The sequence below is a fragment of the Anaerotaenia torta genome, from assembly GCF_050433395.1.
GTDB lineage: Bacteria > Bacillota > Clostridia > Lachnospirales > Lachnospiraceae > Mobilitalea > Mobilitalea torta.
Genome location: NZ_JBNPXH010000006.1, coordinates 1 through 22,865, shown reverse-complemented (window position 1 = coordinate 22,865; position 22,865 = coordinate 1). Strand labels below are relative to the sequence as shown.

Here is a 22,865-nt window from a genome sequence, read left to right as displayed (position 1 = left end):
GAGTCCTAATTAATTAATTTTTGAAATTCATCCTCATTCTGGCATGTTGCAACAATAGCATTTGCAATAGCAAAATCACTAAATCTTTCATATGTAAATCGTAGTATTTCAGTTTTAATCCCATCACTATCTACATCAACATCAAATGAGAAAAGTCCCTCACTAATTAAAATATCAAATAAGGCTCGCTCTCCATTGCTTCCGCTATCAAATTGATTGATTATTCTTTCCGCCTCATTAACAGGGATACCCCAAAGACGATCTGGATATAGTTTTTTCACCATTGCAGATACTACACTGCGTACTGTGTCCGTTCTATATGTTCCTTTAATCCTTCTTACCACATCTTGAATACTATCAAGATAGAATCCAAACAGATTATTATACCCTCGCAGACCTTTTGGAAATTCTTTTAACCCACTTTCTTTCAGTGCCTTACAGATTATTTTAAGAAATAGCGGATTACTAAATTCTGGTGCCAAAAAGGGGACTGCAGGTATACTTATATCCTGCTTACTCAGGTATTTTAAAGCAGCTCTTTTCTCATATCCTGCAAAACCTCTGTGTACTATTTCTGGAATGTTATTCAATACTACATCAGGGATAATAAAATCGGTATAGGTATTGCGGCAACTAAAAATAATTGCAATATGTTTAAATGGCTGCAACTCCAAAATAAATTTATTTATGTATGAATACCAGTCTCTTCTATAATTTCCTTCATTAATTGCATCAATTACAATAAGAGTATTGGTTTTATATGTTACCCCTAACGTTTCCAGGGCACCTAGAATACTCGAATTACTATGGTTTGTCAAATCTAATGCTTCAGCCAGAAAACGAATTGGATCCCCGCCATGGTAATGCTCCCCTAACAAAAAAATCGTAGGTAGTGCATTATCAATTCTCCTCAATACAAAATCACATAACAAGTGTGATTTCCCACTACCAGCTTCTCCAGTAATCAATAATCGTCTCAATTTCCCAGCTTGAATTTTCTCGTTTTTTAATAATTGATCGTATTGATCGAGAACTCTACTAACACTATTTATTTGACGATTGATATCTGCCCTATCATTTCGAGTTTCTGGTTCCTTAACATTCATATTATAAACAAAGTCACTTAAATCATTTAAGATATCAATCAACGCCTTAATTTGGTCACAATAATCAGAAAGTCTAGAAAACAAAATATCATCATCATCTTTAAATTCTATTACATCAGCAACAAATCCATCATATTTTTCTATAAGATCTATGAGAGCCTGCTCCTTTTCAGGCTTAAAGACATTGCATTTAGTAATAGATTCAACATCTTTTCTACACTGATAGACCTCAGATACAATGTTTCTAATTTCATCTTTCCATTCGGCTGCTCTATCAATGCACGTAAGCATCTTCACAATAGGAAGTTCTACGTGATTTTCAGGGGTAAAACGCTCTCCTAAACATGCTTTAGCATTCTTAGCAATGTTTTTCAATTTCTCACTTGTAACTACCGCCGCATTAAACCAATAAAGTATCTTACCAGTATAAACCGGATCATCTTTCTGAAGAATGTCAATTAATTCGCTCTTTCCCCAATATATGAATTCAATTTTACTCCCCTTTTCAAAAGCCATCTTTTCCCGTTTTCCCTTATATGAATTCCATGTGTCCAGAGCAGTTACTACTTGCTCTCCCTTTTTATTTTTTCTTCTGCTATCTGTTCTGTCTCTTGGCACGCATACATAGTATTTTCTCATATTAGGGTGCTTTTCTATCGCACTTTGTACGGATTCATCAATCTGGCTCCACTGACTTAAATCTAATGCTTCGGTAAAATATTTTGCCTGCCATGCCCATTCTGTTCCGTCAGAACAGATCCAAAAACACTCTACACCCGCATCTCCTCCAGCGCCCTCTTTTCTAATAAAGGATTTTGCGTTCTTTGGTGGATTCAATCTTGCGAGTTGGCATACCAATTCTTCAAAGCCATTTTGTTGGCTGCCATCGCACTCTCTTATACTCTTAAAATCAATATTAACCATCATGTGCATTTTCTCCTGTTTTAAAGTTAATCATAAATTATATAACAGGCATAGATGTCCCTTTCTGTAAAATGATTACTCCAAATATAAGTAGGGTAAAAATTTACTCCACTTATATTTCTTATATAAATAATCTTGAATATAGACTAATAATTGTACACCAGAGGTGGAATTTCGTTTTGCATAACTAATTCCCTACTCTTTTTTACCCTCACCCAGCAACTTCATTTCCATATCTTCCAATGCTTTTATATAATCCTTCTCCACTTTGGAAATTTCGTCCAAATTCAATGTTTTAAATTTCTTATATTCTTCTTTCGCTTTTAACTCCGCTGCCTTTGCACTGATCTTTCCGGCATGAGTCAGTATTTCATGTTTGGACAGTTTCAAAAAGCCATCCAGCGTCTCAATCCAATCAGACATATACATGGGGATTCTTCTACGAGCCTGCATCTCTGCGAACTCAAGATAAGCAGAAACAACACTGTTAAGTGCGGATAATTCTTCTTCCGTACAATATTTTTTTGCTACCAATGCATCCGCCTGAGTGGGTATTTCTCCTTTAAAACTGAACATACCCATATATGGCTTTTGTGCATCCGCTGAATAATATATTTTCTCTGCTGCAGTCTGTCCATGTGCAGCCCAATGCATTTTATTTTGAACGGTTTTAAAAAACATCATTGACACTTCTGTTCTTGGATCGTAATCAATACTTGTAGCATAGATATCCAATACTTTTCTCCAAAATACCTTTTCAGAGGAACGGATGTCTCTGATTCTTTCCAATAACTCATCAAAAAATATTCCGCCACCATTATTTTTCAGCAAATCATCATTCATTGCAAAGCCTTTTCGCATATACTCTTTTAATACGCTGCTCGCCCATATCCTGAATTGTGTTCCCCTTAATGATTTTACCCGGTAGCCAACAGATATAATAACATCTAAATTATAATAATCAATCTTATATGTCTTGCCGTCAGAAGCAGTTGTTGCATAATTTGCAACAACTGAATTCCTAGCCAGTTCGCCTTCTTCAAATATATTTTTTATATGACGCGAAATCGTAGACTTATTACGCTGAAATAGCTCTGCCATTTGGTCAATAGAAAGCCATACTGTATCATCATCAAAAGTAACTTCCATTTTTGTTAACCCGTCTTCGGTCTGATACATGATTATTTCAGAATTCATTTTATTTTCCCATCTTCTCTCATGTTTTATTTAATTTGCATGTTCTACCATCTTTTTATTTAAAACCTTAACATCATTTTATGATAAATTGTAAAATAATTCAATCAAATAATTACAGTTTGACTCATTATTCGATTATTCCAGTATGCCGTATAATGGGGTACTTGATAGTAAATACATGATGTCTCTTTACACTGAGTTCATTTATTTTGTATATCCAGTGATACATCAAGCACAATGTTTATTTTTTCAAAAATATCAACAACTTTTCATGCTGTCTAAAGCGAAACACCTTTCCATTTCAAAAAAATGGATACGCTATTAAAGTAAAATATGCACATTAGGGCAACTGGAAAGTGACGTTCTCTGAATGCTTCAATTGGCAGTGTTGAGTTGCATGTCCAAAATAAAATTATAAATTTTTCCATCTTTGCAGAAATTACATACATAATGCTATGTTTATCAGGTGTAAGGACAAGCTCAAAGCTGACCTTACACCCATTATGTACCTTGACAATTTCATAGCACCCACCGGAAGTTATACAGGTTTCGCGGACAGTGTGCCAAGATGCTGAATCGGCAGAGCACGCCCACGTATAAAACAGCGCATAGCGCGGCCTGAAAAGACGCGGTCAAAATGAGCGCAGGAAATGAGCCGGTATGGGTGCGTATGTTCAGAAAGCTTAGTATATCGGCTTTTAAAAAAATGCAGAATGGAGAAAAAAATGAAAAGACAATCTTTATACAGTAAGCAGTCTATCAAACGGATTAGTGACTATCCTGATGTCCTGACCGTCGAAGAAACAAGTGAGATCTTGGGGGTATGCACTAAGACGGTTTACAAGATGATCAAAAAGGGCGATCTGAAGAAGCAAAATGTCGGACGTCTTTTCCGCATCCCTAAAAGTTATATTATTGCCTACCTTGACATTGAAAACAAAAAATAGCAACCCCATCTCGTGGTGTGAATTTGGCATAAGTTGTTGTAGTTTGTTGGCGAAAAGTAGTATAGTATTATATGTCAATGGTAGGTGGAATAACCGCTGAAAGGAGTAATGATTGATTATGTTAGCGGGACATCTACAAGAAAAAGGCGGAAAATATTATGCCGTTTTGAATTGCAAGCACCATGACGGTAAACGCTTCCCTAAATGGATTCCAACCGATTTACCGGTGAAAAAAGGGAACAAACGGCTGGCTGAGAAAAAGCTTGATGAATTCCGAAACCTTTACAATGAATATGGTGAACTTATTTCAGAAACAGAGAAAATAGTTTCTCCTCCAATTCCGGAGAAAAGCAGAACTGTTGTATCCAACACCGCAGATATGCTGTTTGCGGATTATATGCTGTACTGGCTTTCTTATAAGGAAACAGAGGTTGATCCGGTAACCTATGCCGGATATTGTGATTCAGTTGAAAATCATATTTACCCGTATTTCAAAAAACTTGGCCTAACGCTGTCTCAACTAGAGCCGAAACACCTACGTGAATTCTACAGATTTGAACGTATTGGAGACCCTGAACACGGGAAAGACGGTAAAAAAGGAACTACCGTTGTGCGCTACCATTGCAATATCCATAATGCGTTGGAAGTGGCTATGGAAGACGGATTGGTTGGAAAGAACGCTGCCCATAAGCAGCGCCCCAAGACGGATAAATTCATTGGCAGTTTTTATCTTCCGGAAGAGGCACTGGAGTGTATACGTCTGGCAGAGGGTACCTGGCTGGAACTTGCCATTCTGTTCGGTCTGTTCTATGGGCTTCGCAGAAGTGAGATTGTTGGCTTGAAATGGCAGAATTTTGATTTTGAACGAAACCTGTTTACGATAGCCCATACTGTCACCACATACCAGCGCAAAGGTCAAAAGAGAGTATGCTATGCAAAAGACAAGGCGAAAAATAAATCCAGTATGAGAACGCTTCCGCTTATCCCCTTATTCCGGGAAAAGCTGCTGGCCTTGAAGGAGCAGCAAAAGGAACACCGCCAGCTCTTTGGCAATTCCTACAACCGTCAGTATCTGGGGTATGTTTATGTCAATGAAATCGGCGAACTTATTAAGCCGGACTATATCTCATCGACTTTCTCAAAGTTCCTGAAGAAGAATGTCTTGCGGCATATCCGGTTCCATGATACCCGGCACAGCTGTGCGAGCCTATTACTGCGAAATGGTGTCTCCATGAAGGAAATCCAAGCCTGGTTGGGTCATAGCGACTATGGTACCACTGCAAACCTTTATGCACATCTGGATATGGAGGAGTCTATGCTGATATCCGCAGAGCGGCTGAGCACCGGTCTGTTCGAGACATTACCCGAATCGGCAAACCCTGACTCTGGAAAGCCTAATCAAAGTACCGAAAAAAAAAGAAATGGTTACGTAGGATAGCGTAACTCCGTTGCATTTCATAACCGTATAATTAAGAAGAATGAAGGGGTTTGAATTCACTTCACAGAAAGAGTACGATGCCCGGAGGGACATCAACGGGGAAACGTAAAAAGGAGTTGTCAGTCGCAACTGACAACTCCCTCCATAACAATGGGTTTCAACCTTCTCAAAGCTGACCCATTGGAAAAGACTGACGGAGAGTTAGGGATTCGAACCCTAGGTACCGGTAGGTACACTGGTTTTCGAGACCAGCTCCTTAGGCCACTCGGACAACTCTCCATATTAATTTTAATCAACCGGACTCATCTAGACGATGGTACCACATTCCATCCAAGTCCAGGAAGTAAGAAAGAAAACTGGAAAGAAACATGAAAGAAAATGTTTCAGTCAAAACCAAAAATCCAGTATTCATGCGGTACTAGAGCTACCAAAGTTCCACGAAATCTATTACCTTTCGAGTCAGGGCCGTTATGACCACTTCGATACGCTTCCCTATTATATTTTAATGCACACAGCCCCTACAACTATAAAGCATAGTGCAGAAAAACCAAATTACTTACTAAAGGCAGTGATAAACAGCTCAACGCCTATTTTCTCCAGCATCCGCCCGGTTTTCACCTGTTCTTCCATATCCGCGGCAAACTCCAGGGCTTCCCTCAGACGGGCAGAAGAAAAATTCCTTGCCTGTCCCAAATATTTGTTCACTGCAAAGGGCGGTACTCCCAGCATCTCGCTCATAGAGGAGGATGGATAGTTCAGCGCCTGTAAATTCTTCGCCTGCAGCAATATATTAAAATGCCGCGTAATCAGAAACAGAATTGACATCGGCTTCTCTCTCACCGAAAGCAAATCATAGTACAAATCCAGGGCTTTCCGCGGCTGCTTTGACCCAATGGCATCGATCATGAGAAATATCTTCCCTGTGATCTGTGTGGTAATGACGGCTTCAATATCCTCATTCCTTATAATCTCTCTGCCATAGGTATAGCTGACCAGCTTCTCCACCTCGTTGCAGATATTCACCATATCCGATCCGGTTTTATCCAGAATAAAAGCAACCGAGGCTTCGGTAATCTTCTTCCCCTCCTGCTCCAGCATGGAGGCAACAAAGAGCTTCAAATTCCGTTCGTCCAGGCCGTTCATCTCCGATACGGTTCCGTGATCCTTCACCAGCTTATACAACTTGCCCCGCTTGTCAATCTCAGCCTCCACGAAGACAATCACCGTGCTGTCCGGAGTATCGGCCAGCAGCTCGCTCAGCTCACTCTGGGACTTGAACAATCCGCTGTTCTCAATGACAATCAGACGACGGTCACTGAAGAAGGGCAGGGTCTGCGCCGCGTCATGGATCTGCCTGGGCTCTGCGCTCTTCCCTTCAAAATAGGAATAATTCATCTCATCGCTGTCCGCCAGGACTGCCGCCTTTAATTTATCCCGATAAAGCTTCTTGAGATAATCCTCACTCCCATAAAGCAAATAAAATTTCTTAAAGCTTCCCGACTTGATATGTTCCTTGATGTTCTTCATATACCTTCCTCATGGATGACAATTCACAGAAGCTCGCCTATCTATTCTACTCAATTCTTATGTAAATTGCAAGCCATAAAATAGATTTTTTCATTACAGTTTAGCCTGCGGTATTATGATACGACATTTTTACTTGCTTTTCCTTCGTGCGTTCAGAACGCGCTGCTTCACATGATGCACTCAGCCAGTCTGCGTAAAAATGTCGTATCATAATACCGCAGGCTGAACTGTAACTCTCAATCAATAGGACCGAACCGGCTCAGCGGCTTAATACGAAAGACCGCACGTCCGCCGATATTCTCTTTTTTCACATTTCCCACTTCATTGGTCCGGCTGTCCTTGCTGATGCTCCGGTTATCCCCCATGACAAAATATTCGTCCTCTCCCAGGGTAATGGGTACCGCAGCCCTCCCGGGATCTGCAATGGGGTCCTTGCCGTAATGCTCCTCCAGCGCCTCGCCGTTAATATAGATCTCGCTTCCTATAATCTGTATGGTCTCACCGGGCATACCGATGATTCTCTTGACATAATATTCTTCATTTTCCCGGCCGTAGGGATAAAATACAATAATATCAAAACGGTCCAGCGCATCAAACCGATAGGACAATTTCTCCACATACAGATGCTCCCCGTCCAGCAGCGTATCCGCCATGGAGGAACCATCCACAATGGTCCTTTGTATTACAAAATTGGGAAGAATATAGATACATATAAAAATCAATACCGCATAGAAAATGATATCGTATAAAAAACCTCTGGCTCCGGTCTTTTCCTTGTTCTCCTGTCCTTCTTCGGGCTGCGGAAAGCTCTCCCCTTCGCCGGGAGCGGCGTCCTTCTCCTGTGAAATACCCATTTTATAATCCGCATCTTCCCGATAGCTCTTATTTTCAATCGCTTCCATAACATCCCCTCGATTCGTCTCTGCCTTAACCTTATTTCAGGGCATACCAGACACGGTAATCTCCCTTTCCAAACATTCCTTGATTCCGTCTATCCATACGACAACAAAGCACCTTCATACTGCTATCATATGAAAGTGCTGATGAATTTGTTATGAAAAATGCTTCACTGCCGGAGCCATTCTTTCATAGCAGCCTATTGTTGATTATCCTCATCGGTCACTTCATCATCACCAACAATTTTCACCTTGGAACAGTTGAGTTCCTCTACTGCAATAGATAAGGGCTTGGGATAAGTGACATCTACAAGAGGGGTCGCCCCGTCAATGATCTGTCTGGCCCTTCTGGCCGTGGCAATAACGATGGAATAACGGCTGTTTACTACCGGCTGCTCTCCCGGTTCTACCTCACTGTTTACTACTCTCATTAAATCCGTATATGATGGATGTAACATAAATTATATCTCCTTCCTAATGGCCTATGCCTGTCTCTTCCGGATCAATCCGAGGTCTCCGGACTGTCTGTCAGTTCCTTCTGATTTACCCTTCCTGCAATTGTATCGGGAAGCAGGGAAGACAGGATCAAGTGTCCGCTCTCCGTCACAATCACCGCCTTGGTCCGCCTGCCGCAGGTGGCATCAATGGCCATCCCCGTATCCTTGGCGGTTTGAACCATTCTCTTCACCGGTGCCGCCTCCGGACGGATAATACTGATGATCTTACTGGAATTCACAACATTACCAAAGCCTACATTCACTAACTTATTCAAAGTTATTCCTCATTTCTGCAGCTTCTATTCAATATTTTGAATCTGTTCCCTTACTTTCTCAATTTCCGTTTTCAGATCGATTGCCTTGTTGGCTACCTCAAGGTCATTGGCCTTGGACAGAATGGTATTGGCCTCACGATTCATCTCCTGGGCAATAAAATCCAGCTTTCTTCCCACATTATCACTCTCTCCCAGGGCTTCCTTCATGTTAATGATATGAGCACGCAGCCTTACCGTCTCTTCATCAACACATATCTTATCGGCGAATACAGTGATCTCGGTTACAAGAATACTTTCCTCCACTCTGGTATCGCCCAGCAATTCCGTTACCTTTGCCATCAGTTTATTACGGTATTCCGCCACAATTTCCGGGGATCTCTTCTCAACAAATTCCACCAGCTTCAGCATGGCATCCAGCTTCGCCATAATATCCTGCTTCAGCTGCTCCCCTTCTTGAATCCGGGTATCTACAAACCGCTCTGCCGCAGTCCTGACCGCCTCTTCCACCAGTGCCCATAATTCCTTCTCATCAATAGTCTGCTCCTCCAGAGTGAAGACCTCCGGATATCGGGAAAGAGAAGAAACCCGGATATCATTCTCAATGCCGAACTCCCGGCTCATACTCTCCAGATTCCTGTAATACTCTCTGGCAAGATCCGCATTATATTTGACACAGACATTATTCTCCGTATAATCTTCATAGGTTATATAGACATCAATCTTGCCCCTGCCAACATATTGCTTCAGTACATTGCGGATACCTGCTTCAAAAAAGCTGAGCTTCTTCGGCATCTTGACGGATATGTCACAGTATCTGTGATTCACCGCCTTCATCTCGACAGTGATCTTCCGATCCTCCCCGGCTATCTCACAACGCCCAAAGCCTGTCATACTCTTTAACATAGCTACACACATTCTTTCATGATTTGTATTGATTACGGCGCCGTTCCCAACCATAACCCGAGCAACTTCTGATAACTTATTCAATTTATTATAAATGAAATATGATGGCAAGTCAATACACAGGAAAATTTATAAACGCTTTTTCGTTATAGTTCAATATCTACCACCATCGCATAATAACCGCACCTTCTTAAGAATAATTCCCACTCGGCCGCCCTGTCCAGTTCCGTGAACTCTCCGGCATAAATCCTATAATGATCCGTTTCTCCGCTGATCCTTGTATTGCTGCAGCCCATGGAATCCAATCTCTTCCGGTGCTCCTCGGCCACCTCATAGCTTGGATAATATCCTGTCAGAATGCAATACCGGCATTCCGTCCGTCCCCCACCTTCCCCGGCCTGCATTCCGGCTCCCTGTATCTCGGCCGCACTGGTCTGCATCAATGTCTGGTAGATCCCATCCGCAATTCCCTTTGCAATTTCATCCAGATGCTCATCATAATACCGGTTGGCCTCATCCGACCGGAAATACCCGATTGCCAGCATCAGAGAAGGCATATCCGTATCATTCAGCAGTGAAAGATCCGTCCGTGTAATAAGATGATAATTCCTAAAACCGACTGGCGAAAGACTGTCTCTGATATTTTCTGCTGCTTCTACCGCTACCGGATCATCTTCTCCCACATAAAAATCCATGCTTGGATATCGATTAAAGGTTTGCTCCATACTGCGATGTATGGATACCAGCAGATCCCCTCCGATTTTATTTGCCGCATCCACCCGTTTCAGCATCGGCAGATATCTATCAGTGGTTCTGGTATATTCCACCTCTACTCCCCGGTCTCTCAAAAGCTTCCCCACCTTCAGCGCCAGCACCAGATTGTCATCCTTCTCACTTCTTCTTCCGTAATAATCCCCTATATCTGTTCCCCCGTGTCCCGGGTCCAGTATCACCTTCGCCATATTCTATCCGCTCCCTGCACAAACATCTGCTGCTTCTTCACTCTATGATGCCATTATATGATAAGATAGCCGTAAATGATTATCCTATGGCACTTTTCCATCTCCTCAGTTCTGTTTTCTAATAAAATCTTAATTTGAATTATACTGCTACACGGCATATAATAAAATAATATGATTAAAACATCAAAATCTCTTGTATCTGAAAATGTACGCAGCACCTTTTGAGGGGCAAAAAAACAAAGGAGTAATGAAAATGTTATTTTGGAATCGTGTTGAAATATACCGCGGCAATTCCTTGCAGGAATTCTCCGAGCTTAAGAATGCACTGGCGACTGCCGACATTAAATATGAGTATAAAACAAAGGGGACCGCAGAATATATTCTCTATGTCCACCAAAGGGATTATGAAGAGGCCATGTACCTGACCTCGAACCGTCATGTACGGTAATTCACCGGACAAGGCAAGGGTTTATTCCGGCTCATTGCTGTTTAAAAAGGGACCGTACGGCCAAATACCGGAACAGTCCCTTCTCATATCAGTATATCGTTGGCCTCTATTCGCTTCTCTTTCCTCTATATGAAATAATCATAGGATACAAGGTTCTCATGACGTTCTACCAGATCCTGAAGCGTAATCCTGTCTACCACGGAACAGACGGCATCATATACTTCCTGCCATACTTCCCTTGTAACACAGGCGCTCTTACGGCTGCACTCCGACTCATCCTCCAGACAATCAATGGGGAAAAGACTCCCCTCGGTCAGGCGCAGGATCATCCCCACCGTATACTCTGCCGGATCCTTAGCAAGGCGATAGCCTCCCTGGGCTCCGCGTACGCTTTTCACATAACCAGCCCTGCTCAGGGAAGAAATAATCTGTTCCAGATACTTCTCGGAAATCTCCTGCCGGGCCGCAATGGTTTTGATAGCAATATATTCACCTGTATTATTTAAAGCCAGATCCAACATAAGCCGCAGGGCATACCTTCCCTTGGTTGATATCTTCATGGCAAAACCTCCTTCGTATCCCACTCGGGTCACTATCGCTTATATGCTTATATTAACATAGGATTTGTAGGAATTCAATGCCGGCTTTTCAGATTCTGTTATTCTCTTAACAATCTTTTGAAAGCCTTTACCACCTCATACCATAGGACTGCCGCCATGGAAAGTACCGTTGAAATAAGCAGCTGGGTAATGCTTACCGGCGCGAAGCCCACCCTCCCGTGCAGCGGTGTATAAATCAGCAGGAGTAATATGACCGGAATTCCCAGATTAATGATGCAAATCCCCTTATCCCGCCACAATCTTCCGAGGATCTTAAAAATAGACTCCTGTTCCGAGCAATTAACTAGCACCAGAAGAATGCTGGAAAGAACCAGCACCGTGAAGCCGCAGGTTCTTGCCTCCTTTGCCGGATATCCTCTGTTAAGCATACTAAAATGCAGACAAAATGCCGCGCAGAAGATCATCCCCCCTTGGACAAGACATTTAAGAAAGGTCCCGAAAGACACCAACCTCCGAGCTGATACCCCAGCTGATTTTTTCATAATATCAGGCTCTGCCGGCAGCCGTTCCAGGGTGACGGATACCGTCGGGTTCATTACCAGCTCCAGTAACACGATGTGCAGGGGCATCAGCAGAAGATCCTCCGGTCCGATGCCCGCCAGCGGTGCAGCCAGGCAGATCAAGGCAATCGGTATATGAAATGCCAGCACATAGGCGATGGTCTTGAGGATATTCTGATAGATTCTTCTTCCATCACGGATAGTATCCAGAATGGTGGGGAAATGATCATCCAGCAGAATAATATCCGCCGCCTCCCTGGTAACCTCGCTTCCATTCTGTCCCATGGCAATTCCAATGTCCGCCGCCATCTGTGCGGCCGCATCATTGATCCCATCTCCGGCCATGGCCACTATTTCACCCTGGTTTCTCAAAGCTTTTACAATACGCACCTTATGCAGCGGGAGAACCCGGGCATAGACATTGCAGCTTTTTACCTTCTCTCCCATCTCCTCATCCGTCATCTGATCCAGCTCATCTCCGGTGATAACCCGGGCGAAATTACGGATCCCTACCTTTTTGGCCACCGAAGAGGCAGTCACCGGATGATCACCGGTGATCATAAGAATCCTTACACCGGCATGATAACAGGCGGCAACTCCATCGGCTATGGTTTCCCTGGGAGGATCGGCCAAAGCCAGAAGACCGCAAAAATGCAGACCGCGTTTCGGCAAGTTCTCCGGAAGCTCTTCTCCCTCCATTACTGCCTCTGCCAGAGCAATCACTTTTAATCCCTGCCCGGAATACTGTACCAGCCTCTGCTCCAATTGATGACGTTCCGCCCTGGTGAGCGTACACCTGGCGAGAATTGCTTCCGGGCTTCCCTTGGCCGCCAGAATGTATCGACCCTCCTGCATCCAAAGCTGCCCCATAGCCCTGGTTTCATTGGAAAACGGATATTCCCTCAGAAGCCTGCTCCCTTCCTCCGGCCCGGAACAAGCCATCACCCGTTCGGAAGCGGAGGGCATCTTATTCCAATGCCCATGATTACAGCACCTGCATAATTCTTCCCCGTAGCTTAGCAAAGCATGCTCTACCGGATCCCGGCTGTCCTTCTTGCAGGCCAGGGCCAGTACCTTACAAAATCGATTTCCCCTATACTCAGAAACCGCTGTATTATTGTCAGCGTACTCGCTGCCGGCAGAGGATACCTTGTCGGCAACGTACGCTTCCGATACAGACAGGGAATTCTGCGTTATGGTTCCTGTCTTATCCAGACACAATACGGATACTGCTCCCAGGCTCTCGATTGCAGACAGCCTCCGGATCAGCGCCTTCCTTCGGGCCAGTCTCAGGGCTCCCAGGGAAAAGTATACCGACAATATCACAGGAAATTCTCCCGGCACCAGGGACAGCGCCAGCACCGCTCCCGCCAGTATGCTGTGTATCAGCCGCTGAGCAGGCGGATACTGGGCCAGATTCCAGAATGTGATTCCACCCACAAGGAAGAACATAACCGCTGCAAAATAAGAGCACTGCCGTGCCAAAGTCCTCAGCTGCCGCTGCAGCAGGGAGCGTTCCTGGTTCCCATACGCCAGCTCCTGGGCCAGTCTGCCGTATTCCGTGCTGTTCCCGGTCTGTTCTACAATCATCCTGCCGGTACCAAGCATTACACAGGTTCCCGCATAGCATCGAATTCGAGAAGTCTCTTCCGAGAGTTCATCCACACGGCCTTGGGGAACCTCCTTCCGTACCGGACTGGATTCCCCTGTCAGCAGGCTCTCATTTACCGTCAGTCCGGCGCAGTGCACCAGATATCCATCCGCCGGTATCTTTACTCCTTCATATAATAGCACAAGATCACCGGGGACCAGTTCCTCCCGCGGTATCAGGCATTTTTGTCCGCCCCGGATCACTTCCGCCCGGGGCTCCGTAACCGCCTTCAGCTTCTTTAGTGCATTTCCCGTTCTTATATCCTGAAACAGATTGATTCCAATTACGAAGACAACAAAGAATATCATAATAATCCCGTCTGCTGTCTCTCCCAGAAGGAAATAGAGGATAGCAGAACCGGCCAGCAATAAATAAATCGGTTCCGAACACAGATACTTTATTTGCTTAAGAAGTCTTCTCCCCTGTCTTGCGGTAATTTCATTTTTACCAAAGCGCTTCCTTCGTTCCTCTGCTTCCTGTTCCGTTAATCCGGTCTGATCCGTCATTTACGTTACCTCCCAGCTTAGGACAAAGCATAGGCAGCATTGTTCCAGGGCAGAAAAATACCTGTGGGACACATGTCTTTATTACACACTCTGTCCCACAGGTCTATTATTCCTGCTGCTGAATTTCAGCCCGGCTGCACGCCATATTTGGATCGCCGCCTGATCAGATTGTACTGCCTTTGCAGTGCAAGGTGATTTTTTCCTCTGCTTCATCTTATGCAGATGGCGGCACATGGTTACCTCATCTTCCGGTATTTATTACGGAACACGGTAACTTCTGGTATGATTTGAATAGGCGGAAGGGTAAGGCGCTCCTTCCAGCTTAGGAGCAGCATAGGAAGTGCTGCCTGCCATTGGCTGTCTTCCCTCACAGGGGGCACACCCCGACTGCCGGAAGCACAAGAACCAATCCAGACAGTACTGATCTTCATAGACCTGTGCCACCCTGTCCCTTGCCGCACCGCAGGTCCCCGGAGGGGGCAGAATGACATCATCGCAGGGCTGCCAGTTTGCGGGAGTTGCAATCTGCTCACAGTCCGCCTTTTGAAGAGCGATTATAATTCTTTTCAGCTCCTGCATATTCCGTCCGGTGGATGCCGGATAATATAGAATCGCGCGTATCACGCTGCTGGGATCGATGATATAGACCGCCCGAACGGTGGCTGTGGCGGAACTGCCGGGATGCAGCATCCCGTACTGCTTCGCTATATCCATAGAAATATCCGCAATTAATGGAAAGGTGACCTCCACATGCTTTAGATCCTTCCATACTAGCTCTCTGATTTTCCTCAGCCAGGCAATATGGGAATAAAGAGAATCAATGGACAATCCCACCAGTTCCGTATTCAGTTCCTTAAATTCATTCATCATAGAGGCAAAAGTCATGAATTCCGTGGTGCATACCGGCGTAAAATCTGCCGGATGGCTGAACAGTATCACCCAGCTCCCCCGGTAATCCGCAGGAAAATCTATCTCACCCTGGGTTGTGACCGCATGAAATCCAGGGGCCGTATCTCCGATTAAGGGCATACGGTTCATTTTTTCTATTTCCATAGTATCCCTCCTCAATTACAGGAACACGCATTATGCTTCTGTAATGCATTATAAAAAGCCGCGCACCCATTGTACACCCATTGCAGAAGCACATATTACATTTCTGTACTATAAAGATATGACAAGGGAGCCGATCTGCTACACCGTCACGTAACTAATCTTTACAGGATATTCTTCTCTTGGCGCCAGGTGTCACAGGAGGGAAACCATATGGCAGATCATGAACAAAGAGCCTGCTGTGCCTCCGCACACATAATCAAAAATGCGCCCACTCCATGAAGGTCATTAACGGATACCGGTCGATCGCAGTAATGCTTATAATCCCCCACTCCGGTGCCGATGCACACCTTTCCTACCATCAGATTCCCTCCGTCCCATTCCAGGCTGTCAATAACACCTTGAAAGCCTCTCTGTGCCTGCTCCAGGTAAGAGCTATCCAGGATACCCTTTCGCACCCCCTTGCACAGTGCCGCTGTGAAGAGGCAGCTGCAGGATACCTCCTGCCAGTTCCCGGCTTCCCCTCCCTTATCGACCACCTGATACCACAGCCCATTGTCCGCCTGATAGCGGCATACCGACTCCATCAGATTTCTAACCAGTGCACCTAATTCCTCATAGCCAGGGTCACTGCTGTTCATAAAGTCCAGGTCATCCAGCACCGCTACCGGCACCCAGCCGATGGAACGTCCCCAGAATTCAGGCGACCTCCCGGTGACCGGATCTGCCCAATTTGTTTTCCCCGAGCAGTCCCAGGCATGGTACAGCAGACCGGTTCGGGCATCCTTCGTCTTTTCCTCCATAAGAAGCGCCTGTTCCACTACCAGTTCACGATATTCCTTCTTCTGATACCTCCTGGCATACTCCGCGCTGATGGGACCCGCCATATAGAGTCCGTCCAGCCACATCTGGTTGGGATATCCCTGCTTATGCCAGAAGCCGCCCGCAGAATTCCTGGGAAAATTCAAGATGATCGGCAGCAGCGTATCCAATGCCTTCTGATAGCGCTTATCTCCCGTTCTGTCCAGCAGGGGGTATAAGAGAATCCCCGGCTGGATATCATCCAGCTGCCCCCGGTCAAAGTTCTTGATCTCCCCGTCTTCATCGAGAATGGAATCCACCCAAGCTTTCACATAGTCAAAATAGCGTTCTTCCCCGGATAATTCATAGGCCTTGCAGACCCCTGACAGAAAGACGCCCTGGTGGTAATGAAAGCGCCCTGCCGGCGGCAGCTCCTCCGCCTTGAATTTTCTCATCATCGTGTCACAGGATGCTTTCGCATAGTCAATCGGTTCCTTATTATTCTTCATCTTGTCTCTTCCTCCGCTTCAAAATTCTTCCCATGTACGCAGACCATACCGTTCTTTCCTCGTTTAGCTTTTCAGAATTCCTTTTATTTGAATAAATCATATCATAAAAACTCGCGGAATTCTTGTCTATTCGGCTTCAAAATATGTAGTTTTTTCCATAATTCAGAAAACGCCACAGAAAAAAAGCCATTACAAAACTTCGTTTTATAACAGCCCCTTAATTCTCATATTCCGTTTGCCTTCCCTAAAACTCCTTCTTTTAAGGTTTTCTGACATATATACTTGCTGAATATTGAATCGCCGAATTAATGTCCATTTCAACAAATTTTTCTACCATAAAACCCGCGGACTCCAATTCTGGGAAGTATACCTTGCTGTCAAGGTATGTCTTGTCAACAATGCTCGGGAAACCCGCCGGAATTAATTATCCTCTAAAATCGTGCCGTCGGTTCCGATGGTAATCACTCTCCAGGGGATCATTACCTCGCTGTTTACCATGGCAGTTTTCACCGCCTGAACGATACCGCCGCAGCAAGGAACCTCCATGCGGATTACCGTCAGACTCTTAATATCATTTGCACTGAGAATCTGGGTCAGCTTTACGGAATAGTCCACATCATCCAGCTTCGGACAGCCGATCAGTGTAATCTTATTCTTCATAAACTGATGGAAATTGCCGAAGGCATAGGCCGTACAATCTGCCGCAATAAGCAGGTTGGCACCTTGAAAATAGGGTGCGTTGGGCGGAACCAGCTGTATCTGTACCGGCCACTGACGAAGCATGGAAGGCATCTCTGCCGGCATCGCAGCTGCCTGTGCCGATGCTGCAGATGCCAGAGGAGCTGATTCCCTGTTCAGGCTCATGGCTCTGGAACCAGGACAGCCGCCCTGGGGATGAGCCGGAGTCTTAGACGCATTTCCCGTCTGCGCTGCTCTTTGCTTTTCCTCAGCCGCTTTCTTTATGGCTATATTACGATTGACTTCTTCTTCATTATATTCCAGCGCTTCTCTTTCCTCAAAGCTGATGGCATTAGTGGGGCATACCGGCAGGCAATTGCCCAGGCCGTCACAATAATCATCTCTCAGGAGCTTCGCCTTTCCATCTACCAGCGCAATTGCGGATTCGTGGCACGCATTCACACATAAACCGCAGCCGTTACACAAATCTTCATTAATTTTAATAATTTTACGTATCATTTATTATCCTCCTCTGAAACATCAGAATACTTTTCTATCTGCAAAAAGCTTGCTCTTACCGCTTACGTTCTTTCCTGCTGTACGAATTATATCTCTGTTTGGAACATAAGTGTGTAGCCACAGCTACATTTTAACAAGCTTTTTTCTTTCAGAGGATAACCAGCCGTTTCACCAGCATGGCTCCCAGAATTCCGATCAAGGTGCCGGCAACCACCCCTGACACCAATAGAATCGGCAGATAATAAACGATATTCAAATTCTCCACAACAACGATTGCAACTGCAATTTGCCCGATATTATGCGAGATTCCGCCCAGAATGCTTACTCCAACCATACCGAACAGCTTTCCTTTCTGGAAGATCACCATGAGCAGCCAGCTGAGCAGCCCTCCCGCCAGACTGAACATTAAGGTGGAGGGGCTGCCAAAGGTGAAGCTGACCAGCACAATACGCAGAACGGAAAGAGCAAACGCTTCCTTTGCCCCTAATTTATACAGCGCGGTAATCACCACCAGATTCGCCAGGCCCAGCTTCATTCCCTGGACCATGCCTGACAGCGGAAACTGGCTTTCAATGTAGCTCAGAATAAATGCAAGGGCTATAAGCAGACCATAGGTCGCTATCTTTTTTGATCTCATGATACCCTCTCTTCCTTCCGCACTCTAGTTAGTAACCGCATCTACCTCGTTCTCCTCGGCACCGGTAATCTCCAGCACCACCCTGTTGGGAAGGCATACTATCGTTTCATTATTATAGTGGATCTTACTGTGGTCAACGCATATTTTATCCGGACAGCTGGCATCCAGCATATCCACATATCCATCCTTGATCTCAAAGGTATTACGAGTTCCGTCCTTTCCCGTCACTGTGAAGACAGTATCTTCTTCCAGGGGCAGAGTATCATAAACCTTACCGTCCACGGTGATGACAACCTTACTGCCCTCTTTCTTCGTCAGATTCAGGTATACAATCATAGCCAGTCCCAAAACCAGGACCACACCGATCAAAATAAAATCATTTCTTTTTATCATACCGACTAAACATGCCTTCCCTTTATGCCCGCCTGCCGGGCGATTCGCCAATCCTGCCCTGTCTTACTGCTTCCACCTCTGCTCCAGACGGTCCGCAAGACCATCCAGCCAATCACCTTCATAGAGCTCAATCATACCGCGGTCGCAGGCCGCAGCCAGCTTCGGATTCACCGGCAGCTTGGCACACAGGTCAATTCCATGCTCCGCCGCAATTTGCTCAATATGGCTCTCCCCGAAGATGGGATGCTGCTTATCGCAATCCGGGCATATAAAATAAGACATATTCTCAACCAGTCCCAGAATCGGAACATTCATCATTTCCGCCATTTTCACCGCCTTGGAGACGATCATGGATACCAGCTCCTGGGGTGAGGTTACGATGATGATGCCGTCCACGGGCAGGGACTGGAATACCGTCAGCGGCACATCCCCGGTTCCCGGAGGCATATCCACAAACATGAAATCAACATCATTCCAGATTACATCCGACCAGAACTGCTTTACCGTTCCGGCAATAATCGGTCCCCGCCACACCACGGGATCCGTCTCATTAGCCAGAAGCAGATTAATGGACATTACCTCAATGCCGGTCTTCGTCTTAACCGGAAAGATACCCATCTCGCTGCTGGAAGCCTTTTCCTTCAGACCGAAGGCCTTCGGGATGGAGGGTCCGGTAATATCCGCATCCAGAATTGCGGTCTGATACCCCCTCCGGCTCATATTGACCGACATCAGGGAGGTAACCAGGGATTTTCCCACTCCGCCCTTACCGCTCACTACACCGATGACCTTTCTGATGCTACTCAGCTCGTGGGGCTCTACGGCAAACTCATTCTTCGGCTTCTGATCCCCGCATTTTGATGCGCAGCTGCTGCAATTATTGTTACAATCACTCATTCTATATCACCCTTTCCCATAAACTTCAATCATTATTTGTTTGCTTTGTAATTATACCCTTAAATAATCAGATGTCAATCCTTATTTCCTTTAACATGCGGGGGTTTTCTGAATATGATGGTATATAGCTTAAGAAAAGGAGCTGAAAATATGCAAATTCCATTGATGAAAGCTACATTACTCCCCGCTGTCGGCATGGTTACTTTTCTGACCGAGCATGCGGCGGCGCTTATCGTCGTCGGCTTAATTCTTGTTCTGCTGATATCCGTTATCTCCCGCGTACGCAGGATACAGAGGAACAGAAACCGCGAAGTAACCCGCCCGGTAACCGAGCTTCTGGGAAATGTCCCGGATCGCATCGCAGAATTGAACCAGGAATTAAAGCCCTTCGGCTTTGCCTATGAACCTTACCAGGATATCTTCTATTCCCTGATGTATCCCTGGCAAAGGGAAATGGGCTATTGCAGGCTTTATGATGAGGCCAGCGCAGCCATGAGTATGATTATAGATTGCGAACCGATCCGTTTTGAATATAATGGCCGCCATTGGCTGATCGAATTCTGGAAAGGGCAGTATGGTATGAATACCGGAGGAGAGGTGGGAATCTACTACACCACCGGCCCTGACCTGGAGATCCCCGGAATATTTAACGGAACCTTTTATTACTGTGTGGAGGATGAGGATTGCATTAATATGTCTTTTATATTTAAGAAAAACGGCAATATTTTGTTTACCCGGAGCGGCTATCACTGGTGGCTCACCGGCTTTAAACTAGGCGAGTTTTCCAATCCCTCGGAGCTGTCCATGGACATTACACTGGATTTATATGACCGCCGGATGGCCAATGCCTTTGTCAAGGCACTGGTTAGAGCCGGTTACCGGGATCACGAATATCTTGTACAGGGCAGCCGGGTAATTGTACGCTTTGACCAGCCCCATACAAAACAACCGCTGACCAGAACCGCTCTGACCGAGTTCATCATGCAGCGCAACAACGAATCCCTTTGTTCTTCTTACCAGCTTCTTACAGAAGCCTACAGCGACACCCCGGATAAGCTGGAGATCATACGCAAGGAAGCACCTTTCATGTACAGACAGCTCTTAAACCCGGGTAAGTCCAGAGGCGTGTTCGATTCCTTTCTTACCCTTCAAAAATATCTGAAGCATGACACAACTGACAACGGTGAAGGCGGTGCCTGACACCGTACGCGAGGCATCGTGCGAGGAAGGGGATGCCCACCGCCTCTTCCTCGAAAACGCCGCAAATCCCATCATAAAAAGGAAGTGTATCTCTTGTCCACATCAACACGTTTATCCCAAGTCCTGGCTACCGCCAGAACCATTACCTTTGATGAAAGCTCCCGGATTGTAATCATGAGCGACTGTCACCGGGGCAACGGCAGCTGGGGAGATAATTTCTCCAACAACCAGAATCTGTTCTTTGCCGCATTATACCACTATTATGAGAATGGCTATACTTACATCGAGCTGGGGGACGGTGATGAGCTGTGGGAAAACAGAAGCATGGTGGATATTGTCCAGGCTCACAGTGATGCCTTCTGGCTTATGTCCCTGTTTTATCAGGATAACCGTCTGTTCATGCTTTACGGAAATCACGATGTCGTGAAACGGGATCCCCGGTACACCCAGACAAAATGTCATTCTTTCTATTGCGACAGCACCGATTCCAGAATTCCTCTTTTCCCCGGCATCGAGATTACAGAAGGCCTACTCCTCCAGTACCGTCCTAACAACAACCGGATTTTTCTGGCCCATGGACATCAGGGCGATATTCTCAATGATACCATGTGGAAAATATCCCGCTTTCTCGTGCGTTATCTATGGCGTCCCCTGGAACTGATCGGGATCAAGGACCCTACCAGTACCTCCAAGAATAATAAGAGGAAGAACAACATCGAGAAAAATCTCATGAACTTTGCCAGAGATCACAGCCAGATGCTGATCTGCGGTCACACCCACCGCCCCGTATTTCCCAAACCCGGGGATATTCCGTATTTTAATGACGGAAGCTGCGTTCATCCAAGATGCATCACGGCCCTTGAGATCCGGGCCGGAAGCATATCCCTTGTAAAATGGGCGGTGATGACCAAGCCCGACCGCTCCCTGTATGTGGGACGTGAGGTTTTAGAAGCTCCGGTACGCCTTAACGATTATTTCAAGGCCGCTGTATCAGATTATTAACAACACAGCAGCAAGGCCTTTAACGCTTCCGGTTCTTTCTGACCGAATAACCAAAGGTGCCCAGCAACTCTCCAAGGCTGTAGTACTCACCATGGGAATAGACCACCAGCCCCGCACTGTTCAGGTGGAACCGCCCCTTCTCATCCATATAACGCTTGTCCACCGTCACTCCCGCCACCTCGGCAAGGAACATATCGTGGGTTCCCAGAGGAATAATCTGTTTCACTCTGCACTCAATATTGACCGGGCTCTCAGCAATCCCCGGGGCCGACACCTCGGTTCCGGGAAGCTGCGTCAGCTTCATCTCCTGAAATTTGTCCACATCCCTTCCGGAACGAACCCCGCAATAATCCGCCTTTTTTGCCAGCTCCCTGGTTACCAGGTTGATGACAAATTCCCCGCTTTCCTTAATGATATCATAGGAATACCGTTCCTTGCGGATGGATATGGATACCATGGCCGGACTGCTGCACACCGTCCCCGCCCATGCAATGGTTATTATATTGGCCTTATGCTCCGGGCTGCCACAGCTTACCATAACAGCCGGAATGGGATACAGCATATTGCCGGGCTTCCAGAATTCTTTCTCTGTCATTTAATTCTATCTCCATTCTATCTTTTTTATCTAAATGCCTTAACATCATTATGACATCCTGTACCGGCTGTATGTCAAGCTAAAATTTATTTACTCAAACTTCGCACATAAATTTTAGCTATGCACCTTGAAAATTCAATACCTGGCAGTTATTCAGTTGTCAATGTTCAGACTTTATGCAGCTTGC

The 22,865-nt window shown here is 45.6% G+C and carries 22 protein-coding genes, 1 tRNA gene and 1 riboswitch; of the genes, 5 read left to right on the top strand and 18 right to left on the bottom strand.

What is annotated here, in order from left to right; all coding sequences use genetic code 11:
• Nucleotides 1–5: 5 nt before the first annotated feature.
• The gene (locus HNQ56_RS11000; RefSeq protein ID WP_429145714.1) at nt 6–2,033 is read right to left on the bottom strand and encodes an NACHT domain-containing protein; all 2,028 of its coding nucleotides are present in this window, start codon (nt 2,031–2,033) and stop codon (nt 6–8) included.
• A gap of 192 nt (nt 2,034–2,225) precedes the next feature.
• Nucleotides 2,226–3,209, bottom strand: coding sequence for a virulence RhuM family protein (locus tag HNQ56_RS10995; RefSeq protein WP_429145712.1), 984 nt, complete (start codon nt 3,207–3,209; stop codon nt 2,226–2,228).
• A gap of 731 nt (nt 3,210–3,940) precedes the next feature.
• Between HNQ56_RS10995 and HNQ56_RS10990 the strand changes: the two genes are divergently transcribed.
• Together HNQ56_RS10990 and HNQ56_RS10985 are read left to right on the top strand one after the other, a co-directional pair.
• Nucleotides 3,941–4,174: a helix-turn-helix domain-containing protein gene (locus tag HNQ56_RS10990; RefSeq protein WP_429145710.1), complete on the top strand. Its 234-nt coding sequence runs from the start codon at nt 3,941–3,943 to the stop codon at nt 4,172–4,174.
• A 118-nt stretch (nt 4,175–4,292) separates the two neighbouring features.
• Nucleotides 4,293–5,612 carry a tyrosine-type recombinase/integrase gene (locus tag HNQ56_RS10985; protein WP_429146424.1) on the top strand — a complete coding sequence of 440 codons (1,320 nt, stop codon included), beginning with the start codon at nt 4,293–4,295 and terminating at the stop codon, nt 5,610–5,612.
• Nucleotides 5,613–5,806: 194 nt separating this feature from the next.
• Here the strand turns inward: HNQ56_RS10985 and HNQ56_RS10980 are convergent.
• From HNQ56_RS10980 to HNQ56_RS10950, 7 genes are all read right to left on the bottom strand, one after another.
• Nucleotides 5,807–5,891, bottom strand: a tRNA-Ser gene (locus HNQ56_RS10980).
• Nucleotides 5,892–6,164: 273 nt separating this feature from the next.
• On the bottom strand, nt 6,165–7,139 hold the full coding sequence (gene holA, locus HNQ56_RS10975) for a DNA polymerase III subunit delta (protein WP_429145707.1): 975 nt from the start codon (nt 7,137–7,139) through the stop codon (nt 6,165–6,167).
• A gap of 236 nt (nt 7,140–7,375) precedes the next feature.
• Nucleotides 7,376–8,041: a signal peptidase I gene (gene lepB / locus HNQ56_RS10970; protein ID WP_429145704.1), complete on the bottom strand. Its 666-nt coding sequence runs from the start codon at nt 8,039–8,041 to the stop codon at nt 7,376–7,378.
• Between the two features lie 194 nt (nt 8,042–8,235).
• Nucleotides 8,236–8,493, bottom strand: a complete 258-nt coding sequence (gene rpoZ, locus HNQ56_RS10965) for a DNA-directed RNA polymerase subunit omega (RefSeq protein ID WP_429145701.1) — start codon at nt 8,491–8,493, stop codon at nt 8,236–8,238.
• 44 nt (nt 8,494–8,537) lie between these two features.
• On the bottom strand, nt 8,538–8,807 hold the full coding sequence (locus HNQ56_RS10960; RefSeq protein WP_429145698.1) for a DUF370 domain-containing protein: 270 nt from the start codon (nt 8,805–8,807) through the stop codon (nt 8,538–8,540).
• Nucleotides 8,808–8,831: 24 nt separating this feature from the next.
• Nucleotides 8,832–9,710 (bottom strand): YicC/YloC family endoribonuclease, encoded by an 879-nt coding sequence (locus tag HNQ56_RS10955; RefSeq protein ID WP_429145696.1) that lies wholly within the window; start codon nt 9,708–9,710, stop codon nt 8,832–8,834.
• Nucleotides 9,711–9,856: 146 nt separating this feature from the next.
• Nucleotides 9,857–10,672: an N-acetylmuramoyl-L-alanine amidase gene (locus tag HNQ56_RS10950; RefSeq protein WP_429145693.1), complete on the bottom strand. Its 816-nt coding sequence runs from the start codon at nt 10,670–10,672 to the stop codon at nt 9,857–9,859.
• A 253-nt stretch (nt 10,673–10,925) separates the two neighbouring features.
• Between HNQ56_RS10950 and HNQ56_RS10945 the strand changes: the two genes are divergently transcribed.
• The gene (locus HNQ56_RS10945) at nt 10,926–11,120 is read left to right on the top strand and encodes a hypothetical protein (protein ID WP_429145690.1); all 195 of its coding nucleotides are present in this window, start codon (nt 10,926–10,928) and stop codon (nt 11,118–11,120) included.
• 125 nt (nt 11,121–11,245) lie between these two features.
• Here the strand turns inward: HNQ56_RS10945 and HNQ56_RS10940 are convergent, their stop codons facing one another.
• From HNQ56_RS10940 to HNQ56_RS10905, 8 genes are all read right to left on the bottom strand, one after another.
• Nucleotides 11,246–11,680 (bottom strand): RrF2 family transcriptional regulator, encoded by a 435-nt coding sequence (locus HNQ56_RS10940; protein ID WP_429145687.1) that lies wholly within the window; start codon nt 11,678–11,680, stop codon nt 11,246–11,248.
• Nucleotides 11,681–11,778: 98 nt separating this feature from the next.
• A complete protein-coding gene (locus tag HNQ56_RS10935; protein WP_429145685.1) occupies nt 11,779–14,397 on the bottom strand; it encodes a cation-translocating P-type ATPase in 2,619 nt (872 codons plus the stop codon).
• A gap of 88 nt (nt 14,398–14,485) precedes the next feature.
• Nucleotides 14,486–14,574, bottom strand: a riboswitch (NiCo riboswitch).
• A gap of 81 nt (nt 14,575–14,655) precedes the next feature.
• Nucleotides 14,656–15,450: a peroxiredoxin gene (locus HNQ56_RS10930; RefSeq protein ID WP_429145682.1), complete on the bottom strand. Its 795-nt coding sequence runs from the start codon at nt 15,448–15,450 to the stop codon at nt 14,656–14,658.
• A 218-nt stretch (nt 15,451–15,668) separates the two neighbouring features.
• Nucleotides 15,669–16,757 carry a glycoside hydrolase family 88/105 protein gene (locus HNQ56_RS10925; protein ID WP_429145680.1) on the bottom strand — a complete coding sequence of 363 codons (1,089 nt, stop codon included), beginning with the start codon at nt 16,755–16,757 and terminating at the stop codon, nt 15,669–15,671.
• Nucleotides 16,758–17,177: 420 nt separating this feature from the next.
• A complete protein-coding gene (locus tag HNQ56_RS10920; RefSeq protein ID WP_429145677.1) occupies nt 17,178–17,954 on the bottom strand; it encodes an ATP-binding protein in 777 nt (258 codons plus the stop codon).
• 148 nt (nt 17,955–18,102) lie between these two features.
• Nucleotides 18,103–18,591, bottom strand: a complete 489-nt coding sequence (locus HNQ56_RS10915; protein WP_429145674.1) for a Gx transporter family protein — start codon at nt 18,589–18,591, stop codon at nt 18,103–18,105.
• A gap of 24 nt (nt 18,592–18,615) precedes the next feature.
• Nucleotides 18,616–18,984 carry a NusG domain II-containing protein gene (locus HNQ56_RS10910; RefSeq protein WP_429145671.1) on the bottom strand — a complete coding sequence of 123 codons (369 nt, stop codon included), beginning with the start codon at nt 18,982–18,984 and terminating at the stop codon, nt 18,616–18,618.
• Nucleotides 18,985–19,047: 63 nt separating this feature from the next.
• A complete protein-coding gene (locus tag HNQ56_RS10905; RefSeq protein ID WP_429145669.1) occupies nt 19,048–19,881 on the bottom strand; it encodes a P-loop NTPase in 834 nt (277 codons plus the stop codon).
• Between the two features lie 165 nt (nt 19,882–20,046).
• On the opposite strand from HNQ56_RS10905, the gene HNQ56_RS10900 reads away from it, so the two are divergent.
• Together HNQ56_RS10900 and HNQ56_RS10895 are read left to right on the top strand one after the other, a co-directional pair.
• Nucleotides 20,047–21,081: a DUF4474 domain-containing protein gene (locus HNQ56_RS10900; protein ID WP_429145667.1), complete on the top strand. Its 1,035-nt coding sequence runs from the start codon at nt 20,047–20,049 to the stop codon at nt 21,079–21,081.
• Nucleotides 21,082–21,165: 84 nt separating this feature from the next.
• Complete coding sequence (locus HNQ56_RS10895; protein ID WP_429145664.1) at nt 21,166–22,083, top strand: metallophosphoesterase; 918 nt, start codon at nt 21,166–21,168, stop codon at nt 22,081–22,083.
• Nucleotides 22,084–22,102: 19 nt separating this feature from the next.
• On the opposite strand, the gene HNQ56_RS10890 is transcribed toward HNQ56_RS10895, so the two are convergent.
• The gene (locus HNQ56_RS10890) at nt 22,103–22,678 is read right to left on the bottom strand and encodes a flavin reductase family protein (protein WP_429145661.1); all 576 of its coding nucleotides are present in this window, start codon (nt 22,676–22,678) and stop codon (nt 22,103–22,105) included.
• Between the last annotated feature and the right edge of the window lie 187 nt (nt 22,679–22,865).

Bases quoted from the DNA above. Each gene is read 5' to 3' on its own strand.
- HNQ56_RS11000 (WP_429145714.1), bottom strand. From the start codon at position 2,033: ATGATGGTTAATATTGATTTTAAGAGTATAAGAGAGTGCGATGGCAGC.
- HNQ56_RS10995 (WP_429145712.1), bottom strand. From the start codon at position 3,209: ATGTATCAGACCGAAGACGGGTTAACAAAAATGGAAGTTACTTTTGAT.
- HNQ56_RS10990 (WP_429145710.1), top strand. From the start codon at position 3,941: ATGGAGAAAAAAATGAAAAGACAATCTTTATACAGTAAGCAGTCTATC.
- HNQ56_RS10985 (WP_429146424.1), top strand. From the start codon at position 4,293: ATGTTAGCGGGACATCTACAAGAAAAAGGCGGAAAATATTATGCCGTT.
- holA (WP_429145707.1), bottom strand. From the start codon at position 7,139: ATGAAGAACATCAAGGAACATATCAAGTCGGGAAGCTTTAAGAAATTT.
- lepB (WP_429145704.1), bottom strand. From the start codon at position 8,041: ATGGAAGCGATTGAAAATAAGAGCTATCGGGAAGATGCGGATTATAAA.
- rpoZ (WP_429145701.1), bottom strand. From the start codon at position 8,493: ATGTTACATCCATCATATACGGATTTAATGAGAGTAGTAAACAGTGAG.
- HNQ56_RS10955 (WP_429145696.1), bottom strand. From the start codon at position 9,710: ATGTTAAAGAGTATGACAGGCTTTGGGCGTTGTGAGATAGCCGGGGAG.
- HNQ56_RS10950 (WP_429145693.1), bottom strand. From the start codon at position 10,672: ATGGCGAAGGTGATACTGGACCCGGGACACGGGGGAACAGATATAGGG.
- HNQ56_RS10945 (WP_429145690.1), top strand. From the start codon at position 10,926: ATGTTATTTTGGAATCGTGTTGAAATATACCGCGGCAATTCCTTGCAG.
- HNQ56_RS10940 (WP_429145687.1), bottom strand. From the start codon at position 11,680: ATGAAGATATCAACCAAGGGAAGGTATGCCCTGCGGCTTATGTTGGAT.
- HNQ56_RS10935 (WP_429145685.1), bottom strand. From the start codon at position 14,397: ATGACGGATCAGACCGGATTAACGGAACAGGAAGCAGAGGAACGAAGG.
- HNQ56_RS10930 (WP_429145682.1), bottom strand. From the start codon at position 15,450: ATGGAAATAGAAAAAATGAACCGTATGCCCTTAATCGGAGATACGGCC.
- HNQ56_RS10925 (WP_429145680.1), bottom strand. From the start codon at position 16,757: ATGAAGAATAATAAGGAACCGATTGACTATGCGAAAGCATCCTGTGAC.
- HNQ56_RS10920 (WP_429145677.1), bottom strand. From the start codon at position 17,954: ATGATACGTAAAATTATTAAAATTAATGAAGATTTGTGTAACGGCTGC.
- HNQ56_RS10915 (WP_429145674.1), bottom strand. From the start codon at position 18,591: ATGAGATCAAAAAAGATAGCGACCTATGGTCTGCTTATAGCCCTTGCA.
- HNQ56_RS10910 (WP_429145671.1), bottom strand. From the start codon at position 18,984: ATGATAAAAAGAAATGATTTTATTTTGATCGGTGTGGTCCTGGTTTTG.
- HNQ56_RS10905 (WP_429145669.1), bottom strand. From the start codon at position 19,881: ATGAGTGATTGTAACAATAATTGCAGCAGCTGCGCATCAAAATGCGGG.
- HNQ56_RS10900 (WP_429145667.1), top strand. From the start codon at position 20,047: ATGAAAGCTACATTACTCCCCGCTGTCGGCATGGTTACTTTTCTGACC.
- HNQ56_RS10890 (WP_429145661.1), bottom strand. From the start codon at position 22,678: ATGACAGAGAAAGAATTCTGGAAGCCCGGCAATATGCTGTATCCCATT.